The following is a 14,456-nucleotide window of genomic DNA, read 5'->3' as shown; positions in this document are numbered from 1 at the left end:
CGCCGGATCATGATCGGCGCCGCCGCCACCGCGTCCAGTGTCGTCCTGCTGCTCGCACTGAAGCAGCCGGGCAACACCGTGGCGGAGGCGTCGTCGCAGGCCGGTTCTCAAGTGCCGCCCGCCGGCTCGGCGTCCGCCGGAAACGGAGCCGGGGCGGGACAAACAGTGCTCGGTGACGTCGCCGGCACGCAGTACGGCGACGTGCAGGTCCAGCTCACCCTCAGCGGCGGCAGAATCACCGGGGCGCAGGCGGTGAAGGCGCCCAGCGCCGACGCCAGGAGCCGGCAGATCGCCGCGAGCGCAATCCCCAAGCTCAACCAGGCCGTGGTGACGGCACAGAGCGCACAGATCGACGCCGTCTCCGGGGCCAGCTACACCAGCCAGGGTTACATCAAGTCCCTGCAGAGCGCGCTCGACAAGGCCGGGACCGCGGGGGCGGCGGGTTCCGGTGCCGGGAATTCCGGCAGCGCCGGGTCCGGCGCGCAGGCCGGGACGGGCACGCAGCCGGGTGCGGGGTCCAACTCCGGTTCCGGCTCGGGCTCGGGCTCGGGTTCCGGCTCTGGCTCCGGTGGCGCCCCGGCGGCGAAGACCGTCCTCGGCGACGCGGCCGACACCCAGTACGGCCCGGTGCAGGTCCGGATCACGGTCAGCGGCGGTAAGGTCACCGCCGCCGACGCCGTCAAGGCGCCCAGCGCCGACGCCAACAGCCGACGGATCGCCGCCGACGCCGTGCCCAAACTGAACCAGGCAGCGGTCACGGCACAGAGTGCGCAGATCGACGCCGTCTCCGGCGCCAGTTACACCAGCGAGGGCTACATCAAGTCCCTGCAGAGCGCACTCGACAAGGCGGGTCTGTGATGCCCGGCGGCCGGGAGCGCCTGCGCCATGTCGAGCACTCCATGGGCACGGTCTTCTCGTTCGACATCCGTATCGCCAACGGCAGCGACTCTCCCAGGGTGCGCGCCGGACTCGCCGCCGCCGTGGCCGGTCTGCACCGTGTGGACGAGATCTTCTCGACGTACCGTCCGGGCAGCCAGGTCAGCCGACTCGTCCGCGGCGAGCTCTCCCTCGGGGACTGTGCCACCGAGGTGGCCGAAGTGCTCGATCTGTGCGCGGACGCGGAGCGGGAGAGCGACGGCTGGTTCACCGCCCGCTACGCCGGCGAGCTGGATCCGACCGGTGTGGTCAAGGGCTGGGCGGTGGAGTGCGCGGTCCGCATGCTCGCCTCGTCCGGTGCGGATTCGGTCTGCCTCAACGGAGGCGGCGACATCCAGCTGTACGGCGGCCCCTGGCGGGTGGGCGTAAGCGACCCGCTGCACCCGGGCGGGCTCGTCACGGTGATCGAGGCCGACGACGGCCTCGCCGTCGCCACTTCGGGCCCGGCCGAGCGCGGCTGCCACATTCTCGACCCGCACACCCGTCGGCCACCCGCCGAGGCCATGGCGTCGATGACCGTCGTCTGCCCGGGGCTGACCCGTGCGGACGCCCGGGCGACCGCCGCGTACGCCATGGGCGGGCGGGCCCGCGACTGGCTGGAGGAGCTGCCCGACACCGAGGGCTTCGCCGTCAATGCCGACGGCAGCACCTGGCAGACCAGCGGATTCGCCCGCCACACGGCGAATTTGGCTGTCTGACGACGCGGCAGCCGACGGCCTCAGCGGTCGTTCTGGGCCAGGCGCAGCAGATGGTCCGCCAGCGCCTGGCCGCCCTCCGGGTCGCGACTGATGAGCAGCAGCGTGTCGTCGCCCGCGATGGTGCCGAGGATGTCGTGCAGTTCGGCCTGGTCGATGGCCGAGGCGAGGAACTGGGCCGCGCCCGGCGGCGTACGCAGCACCACGAGGTTGGCCGAGGCCTCGGCCGAGATCAGCAGTTCACCGGAGAGACGGCGCATCCGCTCCTCCTTGGCCGACCCGCCGAGGGGAGCCTGCGGGGTGCGGAAGCCGCCCTCGCTGGGCACCGCGTAGATCAGCTCGCCGCCGGTGTTGCGGATCTTCACCGCACCCAGCTCGTCGAGGTCGCGGGAGAGCGTCGCCTGGGTGACGTTCAGTCCGTTGTCCGCGAGAAGCTTGGCCAGTTGGCTCTGCGAGCGCACCGGCTGCCGGTTGAGGATGTCCACGATCCGGCGGTGGCGGGCCGTACGGGTCTGCGGTACGGCGGGCCCGCCGTGCTCGGTGTCCTGCGCCTCGGTCATCGTCTTCTCATTCTCCGGATCGTCCATCCCCGCTGACTGCGTCGAGAACACCGGGCAGGGCCCGGAGGAACGCATCCACCTCCGCCTCGCCGATGAGCAGTGACGGCATCAGCCGTACGACATCGGGGGCGGGCGCGTTCACCAGGAAGCCGGCGCTCTGAGCCGCCTGCTGCGCCTGGGGCGCGAGGGGCTCGTTGAGCACGATACCCAGCAGCAGGCCCGCGCCACGGACATGGGAGACCAACGGGTGGTGCAGGGACTCGATTCCGTCCCGGATCTTCTCGCCGAGCCGCTTGACCTCGTCGAGTGTTCCACCGGCCGCGAGCGTGTCGAGTACGGCGAGTCCGGCGGCGCAGGCGACCGGGTTCCCCCCGAATGTGGTGCCGTGCTGGCCGGGCTTCAGCAGCTCGGCGGCCGCGCCGAAGGCGATCGTCGCGCCGATCGGCAGTCCGCCGCCAAGTCCCTTGGCGAGCGTGACGACATCGGGCTCGACGCCCTGGTGGGCCTGGTGCTCGAACCAGTGGCCGGTCCGTCCGATGCCCGTCTGGACCTCGTCGAGCACCAGCAGGGTGCCGGTGGCGCGGGTGATCTCCCGGGCGGCTTCCAGATAGCCCTTGGGCGGCACGACCACGCCGTTCTCGCCCTGGATCGGCTCGATGATCACGAGCGCGGTCTCTTCGGTGACGACGGCCCGCAGCGCCTCGGCATCGCCGTACGGGACATGTGTGACGTCTCCGGGCAGCGGAAGGAACGGCTCCCGTTTGCCCGGCTGCCCGGTGAGTGCCAGGGAGCCCATGGTGCGGCCGTGGAAGCCGCCGGTCGTGGCGACCATGTGCTTACGGCCCGTCAGCCGCCCGATCTTGAAGGCGGCTTCGTTGGCCTCCGCGCCGGAGTTGCAGAAGAAGACGCGTCCGGGGCGGCCGAAGAGCTGGACAAGACGCTCGGCGAGCGCGACGGGCGGCTCGGCGACATAGAGGTTGGAGACATGCCCGAGGGAGGCGATCTGGCGGGAGACGGCCTCGACGACGGCGGGGTGGGCGTGGCCGAGCGCGTTCACCGCGATACCGCCGACGAAGTCGGTGTACTCGGTGCCGTCCGCGTCCCAGACCTTGGCGCCCTGGCCACGGACGAGCGACAGCTTCGGCGTGCCGTAGTTGTCGGCCATCACGCCCTGCCAGCGCTGCGTGAGTTCCTGGTTGCTCATGATTCCCCCTGTCCGTCGGGCAGGACCATCGTGCCGATGCCCTCGTCGGTGAAGATCTCCAGCAGAATCGAGTGCGGCACGCGCCCGTCGATCACGCGGGCGGTGTTGACCCCGTTGCGCACGGCGAACAGGCAGCCCTCCATTTTGGGCACCATGCCGCTGGAGAGGTCGGGCAGCAGCTTCTCCAGCTGCCTCGCGCTGAGCCTGCTGATCACCTCGTCGCTGTTCGGCCAGTCCTCGTAGAGGCCCTCGACATCGGTGAGGACCATCAGGGTCTCGGCGCCCAGCGCCGCGGCGAGCGCGGCCGCGGCGGTGTCGGCGTTGACGTTGTAGACATGGTGGTCGTCGGCGGACCGCGCGATGGAGGAGATGACCGGGATACGGCCGTCGTCGAGGAGCGCCTGGATGGCGCCCGTGTCGATCTCGGTGATCTCGCCGACCCGGCCGATGTCGACCAACTCGCCGTCGATCTGCGGCTGGTGCTTGGTGGCGGTGATGGTGTGGGCGTCCTCGCCGGTCATGCCGACGGCGAGCGGGCCGTGCTGGTTGAGCAGCCCGACGAGCTCGCGCTGGACCTGGCCGGCCAGCACCATCCGTACGATGTCCATCGCCTCGGGCGTGGTGACCCGCAGGCCCGCCTTGAACTCGCTGACCAGGCCCTGCTTGTCGAGCTGAGCGCTGATCTGCGGGCCGCCGCCGTGCACGACGACCGGCTTGAGGCCGGCCTGGCGCAGAAAGACGACGTCCTGGGCGAAGGCCGCCTTGAGGTCCTCGTCGATCATGGCGTTGCCGCCGAACTTGATGACGACGGTCTTGCCGTTGTGCCGGGTCAGCCAGGGCAGCGCCTCGATGAGGATCTGGGCCTTGGGCAGTGCGGTGTGCTTACGGGTGCTCATGGGTCGTGAGAGTCCTCAGGAGGAGTACGCGCTGTTCTCGTGGACGTAGTCGGCGGTGAGGTCGTTGGCCCAGATGACGGCGGACTCGGACCCGGCGGCAAGGTCGGCGGTGATCTTCACCTCGCGGTAGCGCATGTCGACCAGCTCGCGGTCCTCGCCGACGCTGCCGTTCTTGCAGACCCAGACGTCGTTGATGGCGACATTGAGCCGGTCGGGCTCGAACTCCGCCTTCGTGGTGCCGATGGCGGAGAGCACCCGGCCCCAGTTGGGGTCCTCGCCGTGGATGGCGCACTTGAGGAGGTTGTTACGGGCGATGGAGCGGCCCACCTCGACGGCGTCGTCCTCGTTCGCGGCATTGATCACTTCGATGCGGATGTCCTTGGACGCGCCCTCGGCGTCGCCGATGAGCTGCCGGGCCAGGTCGCCGCAGACGCTCTGCACGGCCTCGGCGAACTCCTCGAACCGGGGCGTGATCCCGCTCGCGCCCGACGCGAGCAGCAGCACGGTGTCGTTGGTGGACATACAGCCGTCGGAGTCGATCCGGTCGAAGGTCTGCCGGGTCGATGCGCGCAGGGCCTTGTCGAGGGTCGCGGATTCGAGGTCGGCGTCGGTGGTGAGGACGACGAGCATGGTCGCGAGGCCGGGGGCGAGCATGCCCGCGCCCTTGGCCATTCCGCCGACGGTCCAGCCTTCCTTGCTGACCACGGAGGTCTTGTGGACGGTGTCGGTGGTCTTGATGGCGATGGCGGCCTTCTCGCCGCCGTGCTCGCTCAGCTCGGCCGCGGCCTTGTCGATGCCCGGCAGAAGCTTGTCCATGGGAAGCAGTAGGCCGATCAGCCCGGTGGAGGCCACGGCGACCTCGCCGGCGCTCTGGCCGAGTACGTCGGCGACCTTCTCGGCGGTGGCGTGGGTGTCCTGGAAGCCCTTGGGGCCCGTACAGGCGTTGGCGCCACCGGAGTTGAGGACGACTGCGGAAACCTCACCGCCGCGCAGGACCTGCTCGGACCACAGGACGGGGGCGGCCTTGACGCGGTTGGAGGTGAAGACGCCCGCGGCTGCTCGGCGCGGACCGTTGTTGACCACGAGGGCCAGGTCCGGACTGCCGCTCTCCTTGATCCCGGCGGCGATGCCCGCCGCCGAGAATCCCTTGGCTGCCGTGACGCTCACTGCATCTCCTTGTTCGCTTCTCCGCCGACGCAGCGGAGTGGTGCTGTCTTCGTGGCTGTCAGCAGCCCGGCGGCTGCGCGTGCCTCACTCACGGAGCAACTCCGATCGTGGAAAGTCCGGTCTCCTCGGGCAGCCCGAGGGCGATGTTCATGCTCTGCACCGCGCCGCCGGCGGTGCCCTTGGTGAGGTTGTCGATGGCACTGATCGCGATGATGCGCTGCGCGGCCCCGTCGTACGCGACCTGGATCTGAACAGCGTTGGAACCGTAGACGGACGCGGTGGCGGGCCACCGTCCCTCCGGCAGGAGGTGGACGAACGGCTCGTCCGCGAGAGCTTTCTCGTACGCTTCCCGCACGGTCTGTGCCGTCATGCCCGGCTTCGCCTTGGCGGAGCAGGTGGCGAGGATGCCGCGGGCCATGGGCGCGAGGGTCGGCGTGAAGGAGACGGTGACCCGCTCCCCTGCCGCCGCGCTCAGGTTCTGGATCATCTCGGGGGTGTGCCGGTGGCCGCCGCCGACGCCGTACGGGCTCATCGAGCCCATCACCTCGGAGCCGAGCAGATGCGGCTTGGGCGCCTTGCCCGCGCCGGAGGTGCCGGACGCGGCGGTGATCACGGCCTCGGGCTCGGCGAGCCCGGCGGCGTACGCGGGAAAGAGCGCGAGCGAGACGGCGGTGGGGTAGCAACCGGGCACCGCGATGCGCTTGGACCCCTCCAGCGCGGCTCGGGCGCCCGGCAGCTCGGGAAGACCGTAGGGCCAGGTACCGGCGTGCGGCGAGCCGTAGAACGTCTCCCAGTCGGCGGCGTCCTGCAGCCGGAAGTCGGCACCCATGTCGACGACCAGGACCTCGTCGCCGAGCTGCTCGGCGACTGCGGCGGACTGTCCGTGCGGCAGAGCGAGAAAGACGACATCGTGCCCGGCCAGCACCTCGGCGCTGGTCGGCTCCAGCACCCGGTCGGCGAGCGGCAGCAGGTGCGGCTGCAGTGAGCCGAGCGACTGGCCCGCGTTGGAGTTTCCGGTGAGGGCGCCGAGGTCGATCCCGGGGTGGGTCAGGAGCAGCCGCAGCAGTTCCCCGCCCGCGTAACCGCTCGCTCCTGCCACTGCTGCTCGTAGCGCCATCGAACCCTCCTCGTCGATGGCATGACTATACGCAGCCTTGCAGATTTATGCAATCAGGACTGCATACGAATTGGCGCTTCAGTCGGCCCTTCAGCGCTTGAGTTGGCTCCGCTGAGCGCGAGCTCCGCCCAGCGCTCGTGCGGCGCGTCATCGCTTCGGGAGGAGCTTGTCCGTCCGCAGCGGACGGACAAAAGACAAAGGCTAAGGAGGTTACCCACTCCTTGCCACTCTCAACGTATAGCGCACCGGGGGGCTTGCGGCAAGGCCCGGGTCGTGCCGCAGAATGATCGGCCAAGGCCAGAACCTGCGCAAATGACAGATTCGCGAAGTGCGTGCGTTGTTGTCGACCTATGGGTTGCGCGGGAACGTCGAACCGCCGGTGTGACTCGCGGGGCGGTTGCGGGGACTCGGCGCGGAGGTGCGGGTGTGCGCGCCGCCGGACTGCGCGGAGCGGCCGGCCGGAATTCAATCTCGTTAAATGGGGGTCTTCATGATTGACGTGATCGTGGTCGGCGGCGGACCGACCGGCTTGATGCTGGCCGGCGAGTTGCGGCTGCACGGCGTGCAGGTGGTCGTGCTGGAGAAGCTGGCCGAGCCGACCGGGGAGTCCCGCGGGCGCGGCCTGCACACGCGCAGCGTCGAGATGATGGACCAGCGCGGGCTGCTGGACCGGTTCCTCGCGGTCGGTGAGAAGTTCCAGGTCGGCGGTTTCTTCGGCGGCATCCACAAGCCGTGGCCGGACCGGTTGGACACCGCGCACCCCTACGGCCTCTCCACCCTCCAGCCGGTCACCGAGCGGCTGCTCAACGAGCATGCCCTCGAACTCGGTGCCGAGATCCGGCGCGGCTGTGAAGTGGTCGGGCTGAGCCAGGACGAGGACGGGGTGACCGTCGAGCTGGCGAGTGGGGGCACCCCCGCCAATGAGGGCGTAGCCGGCGGGGGAGGCGCGCACCTGCGCTCGCGCTACCTCGTCGGGTGCGACGGCGGCCGCAGTGTGGTGCGCAAGGAGCTCGGCGTCGGTTTCCCCGGTGAGCCCGCCAAGGTCGAGACGCTGCTGGGCGATATGGAGATGACCGAGGATCCGGCGACGGTTGCCGCCGTCGTCGAGGAAGTCCGCAAGACCCAACTGCGGTTCGGCACCATCCCCAACGGGGACGGGACGTACCGCGTCGTCGTGCCCGCCGCCGGGGTGGCCGAGGACCGTACGACCGCGCCGACCCTCGAGGAGTTCAAGCAGCAGCTGCGGGCCTTCGCGGGCACCGACTTCGGCGTGCACTCGCCGCGCTGGCTGTCCCGGTTCGGCGACGCCACCCGGCAGGCCGAGCGCTACCGGGTCGGCCGGGTGCTGCTGGCCGGCGACGCGGCGCACATCCACCCGCCGACCGGCGGGCAGGGGCTCAACCTCGGCGTGCAGGACGCGTTCAACCTCGGCTGGAAGCTGGCCGCAGCGGTCAACGGCTGGGCACCGGAGGGGCTGCTGGACAGCTACCACGCCGAACGGCACCCGGTGGGCGCCCGCGTGCTGGACAACACCCGCGCGCAGATCACGCTGCTGGGGACCGATCCGGGTGCGACCGCGCTGCGGGAGCTGCTCTCGAAGCTGATGGACTTCGAGGAGGTGAACCGGTACGTGACCGGGATGATCACCGCGGTCGGGGTCCGCTACGACTTCGGCGAGGGCCACGAACTGCTCGGCCGGCGGATGCGGGACGTGCAGCTGAAGCAGGGGCGCCTCTACGAGCTGATGCACGGCGGCCGCGGACTACTGCTCGACCAGACCGGTCGGCTTACGGTGGCAGGTTGGGCAGATCGAGTCGACCACGTCGTCGACGTCAGCGAGGAACTGGACGTTCCCGCGGCGCTGCTGCGGCCGGACGGCCACGTGGCGTGGGTCGGTGAAGATCAGCAGGATCTGCTCAGCCGGCTGCCCAAGTGGTTCGGCGCTGCCGTCGGCTGAGCGCGCCCTTGCGGATCGAAAGGATGTGACCTGTCTCCGGCCGTAACAATGCCGCTCAGATTCCGTGCCGGGCCCAGGTCCGCCCACCTCAGTTCCGTCCGCCCCCCGGCCCGTCCGCCTGGGACCCGTCCGTCTCGGACTCATCCGTCGGGGGCCCGCCCGCTCCCGACGCCCCCGCCCGCAGCCCGTCCATCACGAGGTCCAGCAGTCGCGTCGCACGCGGCTGCCAGTCGCTGTGCGGGTCGATCTGCCAGAGCCCGGCAATCGCGAGCACGAAGTCGTCGGGGGTCAGCCCCGGGCGGATGGTGCCGGCCTCCTCGTTCGCGTTCAGCAGGAGCGTGACCGCCTGGGTCACCGGGCCGTGACCCAGGCGGGCCAGGCCGCCGTACTTACTGGTGGCCTGCCGCAGCGCGTCGGCCAGGCCCGCCTTGGCCATGGCGTACCGGGCCAGGCGGTCCATCCACTCCCTCAGGGCCTGATCGGGTGCGCGGGTCTGGAGCAGTTGGGCAGCGGCGTCGGCGACCTGCTGCATCTCGTAGCGGTAGACCTCCAGGACGAGGGCCTCGCGGTTGGGGAAGTTGCGGTAGAACGTCCCCTGCCCGACGCCTGCCTTCTTCGCGATCGCGCTCAGCGGGGCGTCCGCAGCCCGCGTCAGCTCGGCCAGCGCGACTTCCAGGATGCGCTCGCGATTCCGTTGCGCGTCCGAGCGCAGGGTCGCGCTCTTGTCTTCCCGCACTCGTCCGCCTTCCGGAATCACAGCCAAACCCGGGCCTTGCTAACCGGACAACTGTCCGCTAAGTTCGACGACTACCGGACAGCTGTCCGCTTAGATCCACCATAGCGGCAGACCGGCCGGCGTGGCCGACCGGTGCCCATCGTCACTGGTTCATACACCCGCATCGCCCTCTCCCTCCCGGACTGTCTGCCGGGATCGTCTCGTTCGACGCGCATCAGAAATGCGAAAGAAGGCTGATCATGGCCCCATCGACGTCCAGCGCCATCACCCTGAACATCAATGGCGAGAAGTACACGCTGCCCGTCGACCATCGCACCACCCTGCTCGACGCCCTGCGCGAGCATCTCGATCTGACCGGTACCAAAAAGGGCTGTGACCAGGGCCAATGCGGCGCCTGTACGGTGCTGCTCGATGGGCGCCGGGCCGTTTCCTGCCTTCAGCTCGCGGTCGCGGCCGAGGGGCGCGCGATCACCACCATCGAGGGCGTGGCCGATGGTGAGCGGCTGCATCCGGTGCAACAGGCCTTTCTCGACCTCGACGGCTATCAGTGCGGTTACTGCACACCGGGGCAGATCTGTTCGGCCCTCGGGGTGATCGAGGAACACGCGGCGGGCTGGCCGAGCGCCGTGACCGACGATGTCCGGCCCGAAGCGGGAGTGCCTGCGCTCACCGCCGAAGAGATCCGCGAGCGGATGAGCGGCAACCTCTGCCGCTGTGGCGCCTATGTGTCGATCGTGCAGGCGGTCGCGCGGGCGGCAGAGGCGGCCGAGGCCAAGGAGGCGGCGGTATGAGGGAATTCGGCTACGAACGCGTCCTCGACGTCTCCGGAGCACTCGCTCTGCTCGGCGCCGACCCCGACGCCCGCTTCCTCGGCGGCGGCACCAACCTCGTCGACCTGATGAAGGCCGGCGTGGAAAGGCCCGCGCTGCTCGTCGACGTGCGCCAACTTCCTCTCGACGGAGTCGAGTTCACTCCCGACGGTGGGCTGCGCATCGGCGCGACCGTCACCAACAGCGATCTCGCGGCCCACCCCGACGTACGGCGTCACTACCCGGCGTTGGCGCAGGCCGTCCTGGCCGGCGCCTCGGGACAGCTGCGCAACATGGCCACGGTCGGCGGGAATCTGCTCCAGCGGACCCGCTGCGGCTACTTCACCGACCTCAGCAAACCGTGCAACAAGCGTGCCCCCGGCAGCGGTTGCCCCGCCCTCATGGGCGAGCACCACAACCACGCGATCCTCGGCGCCTCCGAGCACTGCGTCGCCACCCATCCCTCGGACATGGCGGTCGCGCTCGCCGCCTTCGACGCCGTCATCTCGTACGAAACGGCGGACGGTCCGGGCGAGTTGCCATTTCCCCAGTTCTACCTGCCCGTGGGCGACACCCCGCAGATCGAGACCGCCCTTCCGCCCGGCGCGCTGATCACCGGCGTCACGCTGCCGCCGGCCCCTGTCGCGGCCCACTCGCGGTACCGGAAGGTACGCGAGCGCGCCTCGTACGCGTTCGCGATCGGCTCGATCGCCGCCGCGCTCGACGTCCACGACGATGTCGTACGCGAAGTGCGCCTCGCGTTCGGGGCGGTCGCGTCCCGGCCGTGGCGGGCCCGTACGGCCGAGCGGGTGCTGACCGGCGGCCCGGCGAGCGCGGAGGCGTTCGCCGCGGCGGCGGATGCCGAACTGGCGGCCGCCGAGGCGCTCCCCGAGAACGGATACAAGGTGACGTTGATGCGCAATCTCGTCGTGGCCGTGCTGACCGAACTCACCGAGGAGGCGGCCCGATGACGACGACGCCGACGCCGACCACGACGACCGAAATCGCCGCCGTGACGGGAGCCGTCGGCTCCGCCCATACCCGCGTGGAGGGCCGCGACAAGGTCACCGGGGCGGCCCGCTACGCAGGAGAGATACCCTTCGCCGAACTCGCCCATGGCTGGCTGGTGTTGTCGACCGTCGCCCGTGGCCGTATCCGCTCCGTGGCGGAGGCCCCCGTCCTGGCCATGCCCGGCGTCCTCACCGTGCTGCACCACCAGAACGCGCCGCGCGTCGACACCGACTATGTGGGCATGGTGGGGCGGCCGAACCCGGTCCTCGGGATCTTCCAGCACGACCGTGTGCCCTTCGTGGGCTGGCCGGTGGCGCTGGTCGTGGCCGAAACGTCCGAGCAGGCCAGGGAGGCCGCCGAGGCGCTCGTGGTCCGATACGACGAGGAGCCGCACGACGTCTCGTTCTTCGCCGGACGTTCCGGTGCGTACACGCCCCAGAACAACCCGATGGTCCAGGCCCAGACTCACAAGGGGGACGTAGCGGCCCAACTCGAGGCATCCGCCGTCGTCGTGGACGAGGAGTACACCACACCGGAGGAGCACCACAACGCGATGGAGCCGCATGCGGCGACGGCTCGCTGGGACGGCGGCCGGCTCGACGTCGTCGACTCCAACCAGGGCAGCACCTGGGTGGCGAACGAACTCGCGCAGCTCTTCTCCCTCGATCCGGCCGCCGTAAGGGTACGGTCCGAACACGTCGGCGGCGGCTTCGGATCGAAGGGCATGAGCCCGCACCAGGTGGCCGCCGTGATGGCCACGACCGTCCTCCACCGCCCGGTCCGCGTCGTACTGACCCGCCGCCAGATGTTCTCCCTCGTCGGTTACCGCAGCCCCACGGCGCAGCGGATCAGGCTCGGCGCCGACGCCGACGGGCGGCTGCTCGCGTTCGACCACCAGGCGCAGAGTCTGACGTCGACCGTGCATGAATTCATCGAGTCGAGCGCCGTGATGGGGCGCGTGATGTACGACGCCGAGGCGCATCACACCCTTCACCGGCTCGTACGGCTCGACGTGCCGACCCCGACCTGGATGCGCGCACCGGGCGAGGCACCGGGATCCTTCGCCATCGAATCCGCCCTCGACGAACTGGCCGAGAAGTGCGGCATGGACCCGATCGCGCTGCGCGCACGCAACGAACCCGAGACGGGTCCCGTGTCCGGGCTGCCGTTCAGCGGCCGCAATGTGCTCGCCTGCTTCGAGGAGGGCGCCCGCAGGTTCGGCTGGGCGGACCGGGACCCGCGTCCCGGCCTGCGCCGTGAGGGGCGCTGGCTGCTCGGGACCGGAACGGCGGCGGCCACCTACCCCTCGGGAGTCGGCCCGTCCACGGCGGCCGTGACCGCGGAGTCGGACGGAACCTTCACCGTGCGGATCAACGCGACGGACATCGGGACCGGGGCACGGACCGCGATGACGTTGGTCGCCGCGGACGCGCTGGAGGTGGATCCGGACCGCATCCGTGTGCACATCGCGGACAGCGACCTCGGCCCGGCGATGTTCGCCGGCGGCTCGACGGGCACGCGCTCCTGGGCGTGGGCGGTGAGGGTCGCGGCGGACGAACTGCGGGAGCGACTGGCCCTGGGAGGCGGCATTGGGCCGGAGGGGATCACCGCCCGGTCGAACACCGCCGAGGCCATCGGCGCCCTCGCGAAGAAGGAACGGCACTCCTTCGGAGCACACTTCGCCGAGGTCGCGGTGGATGTCACCACCGGCGAGGTGCGCGTGCGACGGCTGCTCGGCATCTACGCCGCGGGCACCATCGTCAACCCGCTCACCGCCCGCAGCCAGTTCATCGGCGGAATGACCTGGGGGCTGTCGATGGCCCTCCACGAGGAGGCGATCAGGGACCAGGCCTCCGGCGGCCACGTCGGCGCCGACCTCGCCGGCTACCACTTCGCCGCGCACGCCGACGTGCCGCTCATCGAGGCGGACTGGGTGGACGACCCCGTCCCGGACGACCCGGTCGGGATCAAGGGCATCGGCGAGATCGGCGTCGTGGGCGTCGCCGCCGCGATCGCCAACGCGGTGTGGCACGCGACCGGCGTACGCCACCGGGACCTGCCGATCCGTCCGGACCGCGTCCTGCGGGCGGCGGACGAAGCCCGGCGTCGGGCGGCGGAGGGAGCCCGGAGTGCTTGACATCGCCGAGGAGTTGAACCGCTGGTTCGATCAGGGCCGGGACTTCGCCGTCGCCACCGTCGTGGCCACGCGCGGCAGCGCGCCGCGCGGTCCTGGCGCCGCCCTGGCCGTCGACAGTCACGGCACCGCCATCGGTTCCGTCTCCGGCGGTTGCGTGGAAGGGGCGGTGTACGACCTGTGCGTCCAGGCGCTCCAGGACGGCCGGACGGTGCGCGAACGGTTCGGATACAGCGACGAGGACGCCTTCGCCGTGGGACTCACCTGCGGCGGCGTCATCGAAGTCCTGGTCACGCCGATGCGATCGGATGCGCCGGTGCTCCAGGCAGGGGTGTCGGCCGCGGACCGAGGAGAGGCGGCGGCACTCGCCCGGGTGGCCCGGGGGCCGGGCGAACTGCTCGGCAGGGCGCTGCTCGTCCACCCGGACGGATCGTACGAGGGCAGCCTCGACGGACATCCGGAACTGGACCGGACGGCGGCGGCGGAGGCCCGCGCGATGCTGGACACCGGCCGCACCGGCACCGTCGAGATCGCGGAGGACGGGTCGCGCTGCCCGGGCGGCGTGACGCTGTTCGTGGAGTCGAGGGTGCCGCCGCCCCGGATGATCGTCTTCGGCGCCGTGGACTTCGCGACGGCGCTCGTACACGCGGGCAAGTTCCTCGGCTACCACGTGACCGTGTGCGACGCCCGGCCGGTCTTCGCCACCCGCGTCCGCTTCCCCGAGGCCGACGACCTCGTGGTCGACTGGCCGCACCGCTACCTCCGGCGCACCGCGACCGACGAACGAACCGTCCTGTGCGTGCTCACCCATGACGCCAAGTTCGACGTTCCCCTGCTGGAGACGGCTCTGCGGCTGCCGGTCGCGTTCGTCGGCGCGATGGGCTCGCGCCGCACCCACGAGGACCGCAACCGGCGCCTGCGCGAAGTCGGCGTCACCGAAGGCGAGTTGGCCCGCCTGCGCTCCCCGATCGGCCTCGACCTCGGCGCCCGTACCCCCGAGGAGACCGCTCTGTCCATCGCGGCGGAGATCGTCGCGGCGCGCCGGGGCGGGACGGGGGTTCCGCTGACCGGTTCGGGGACGCCCATTCACCATGACGTGGACGGGAGGGAGGACGGCGAGGCCCGCGCCCGAGCGGCGGCGTGAGACGGGCTCGGCAGCGCCGCAGCCGAGCGCATCTCTGCCTCGCGGGCCGTCGCGATGATGACGATCAGATGGAGTCTGCTCGGTCGGTTC

13 protein-coding genes are annotated in these 14,456 nt (G+C 70.7%); 7 read left to right on the top strand and 6 right to left on the bottom strand.

What is annotated here, in order from left to right; all coding sequences use genetic code 11:
* The first annotated feature begins 9 nt into the window (after nucleotides 1-9).
* Together OG729_RS32440 and OG729_RS32435 are read left to right on the top strand one after the other, a co-directional pair.
* A complete protein-coding gene (locus tag OG729_RS32440) occupies nucleotides 10-858 on the top strand; it encodes an FMN-binding protein (protein ID WP_405809475.1) in 849 nt (282 codons plus the stop codon).
* On the top strand, nucleotides 858-1,634 hold the full coding sequence (locus OG729_RS32435) for an FAD:protein FMN transferase (protein WP_405809473.1): 777 nt from the start codon (nucleotides 858-860) through the stop codon (nucleotides 1,632-1,634). The genes OG729_RS32440 and OG729_RS32435 overlap by 1 nt, the downstream gene beginning before the upstream one ends.
* A gap of 20 nt (nucleotides 1,635-1,654) precedes the next feature.
* Here the strand turns inward: OG729_RS32435 and OG729_RS32430 are convergent, their stop codons facing one another.
* The 5 genes from OG729_RS32430 to argC all read right to left on the bottom strand — a co-directional run bounded on the left by OG729_RS32430 (nucleotide 1,655) and on the right by argC (nucleotide 6,575).
* Entirely contained in the window at nucleotides 1,655-2,191 is a 537-nt protein-coding gene (locus OG729_RS32430; protein ID WP_360876250.1) for an arginine repressor, read from the bottom strand.
* A gap of 7 nt (nucleotides 2,192-2,198) precedes the next feature.
* Nucleotides 2,199-3,395 (bottom strand): acetylornithine transaminase, encoded by a 1,197-nt coding sequence (locus OG729_RS32425; RefSeq protein ID WP_405809471.1) that lies wholly within the window; start codon nucleotides 3,393-3,395, stop codon nucleotides 2,199-2,201.
* The gene (gene argB / locus OG729_RS32420) at nucleotides 3,392-4,291 is read right to left on the bottom strand and encodes an acetylglutamate kinase (RefSeq protein WP_360876246.1); all 900 of its coding nucleotides are present in this window, start codon (nucleotides 4,289-4,291) and stop codon (nucleotides 3,392-3,394) included. The genes OG729_RS32425 and argB overlap by 4 nt, the downstream gene beginning before the upstream one ends.
* 15 nt (nucleotides 4,292-4,306) lie before the next feature.
* Nucleotides 4,307-5,458, bottom strand: a complete 1,152-nt coding sequence (argJ, locus tag OG729_RS32415; protein ID WP_405809470.1) for a bifunctional glutamate N-acetyltransferase/amino-acid acetyltransferase ArgJ — start codon at nucleotides 5,456-5,458, stop codon at nucleotides 4,307-4,309.
* Between the two features lie 88 nt (nucleotides 5,459-5,546).
* A complete protein-coding gene (argC, locus tag OG729_RS32410) occupies nucleotides 5,547-6,575 on the bottom strand; it encodes an N-acetyl-gamma-glutamyl-phosphate reductase (RefSeq protein ID WP_405809468.1) in 1,029 nt (342 codons plus the stop codon).
* A gap of 490 nt (nucleotides 6,576-7,065) precedes the next feature.
* Between argC and rox the strand changes: the two genes are divergently transcribed.
* The gene (gene rox, locus OG729_RS32405; RefSeq protein ID WP_405809466.1) at nucleotides 7,066-8,532 is read left to right on the top strand and encodes a rifampin monooxygenase; all 1,467 of its coding nucleotides are present in this window, start codon (nucleotides 7,066-7,068) and stop codon (nucleotides 8,530-8,532) included.
* Nucleotides 8,533-8,620: 88 nt separating this feature from the next.
* On the opposite strand, the gene OG729_RS32400 is transcribed toward rox, so the two are convergent.
* Nucleotides 8,621-9,268, bottom strand: a complete 648-nt coding sequence (locus tag OG729_RS32400) for a TetR/AcrR family transcriptional regulator (protein ID WP_405809464.1) — start codon at nucleotides 9,266-9,268, stop codon at nucleotides 8,621-8,623.
* Between the two features lie 239 nt (nucleotides 9,269-9,507).
* On the opposite strand from OG729_RS32400, the gene OG729_RS32395 reads away from it, so the two are divergent.
* Genes OG729_RS32395 through OG729_RS32380 form a run of 4 tightly spaced genes read left to right on the top strand, consistent with a single transcriptional unit; the run spans nucleotide 9,508 to nucleotide 14,366 of the window.
* Nucleotides 9,508-10,059, top strand: coding sequence for a 2Fe-2S iron-sulfur cluster-binding protein (locus OG729_RS32395; protein ID WP_360876235.1), 552 nt, complete (start codon nucleotides 9,508-9,510; stop codon nucleotides 10,057-10,059).
* Nucleotides 10,056-11,048, top strand: coding sequence for an FAD binding domain-containing protein (locus tag OG729_RS32390; protein ID WP_405809463.1), 993 nt, complete (start codon nucleotides 10,056-10,058; stop codon nucleotides 11,046-11,048). Before OG729_RS32395 ends, OG729_RS32390 begins: the two co-directional genes overlap by 4 nt.
* Entirely contained in the window at nucleotides 11,045-13,225 is a 2,181-nt protein-coding gene (locus OG729_RS32385; RefSeq protein WP_405809462.1) for a xanthine dehydrogenase family protein molybdopterin-binding subunit, read from the top strand. Before OG729_RS32390 ends, OG729_RS32385 begins: the two co-directional genes overlap by 4 nt.
* Entirely contained in the window at nucleotides 13,218-14,366 is a 1,149-nt protein-coding gene (locus tag OG729_RS32380; protein WP_405809461.1) for an XdhC family protein, read from the top strand. The genes OG729_RS32385 and OG729_RS32380 overlap by 8 nt, the downstream gene beginning before the upstream one ends.
* Nucleotides 14,367-14,456: the final 90 nt, after the last annotated feature.

This window comes from Streptomyces sp. NBC_00210, from assembly GCF_045160975.1.
Taxonomy (GTDB): domain Bacteria; phylum Actinomycetota; class Actinomycetes; order Streptomycetales; family Streptomycetaceae; genus Streptomyces.
This window is presented reverse-complemented; position numbering and strand designations above follow the sequence as displayed.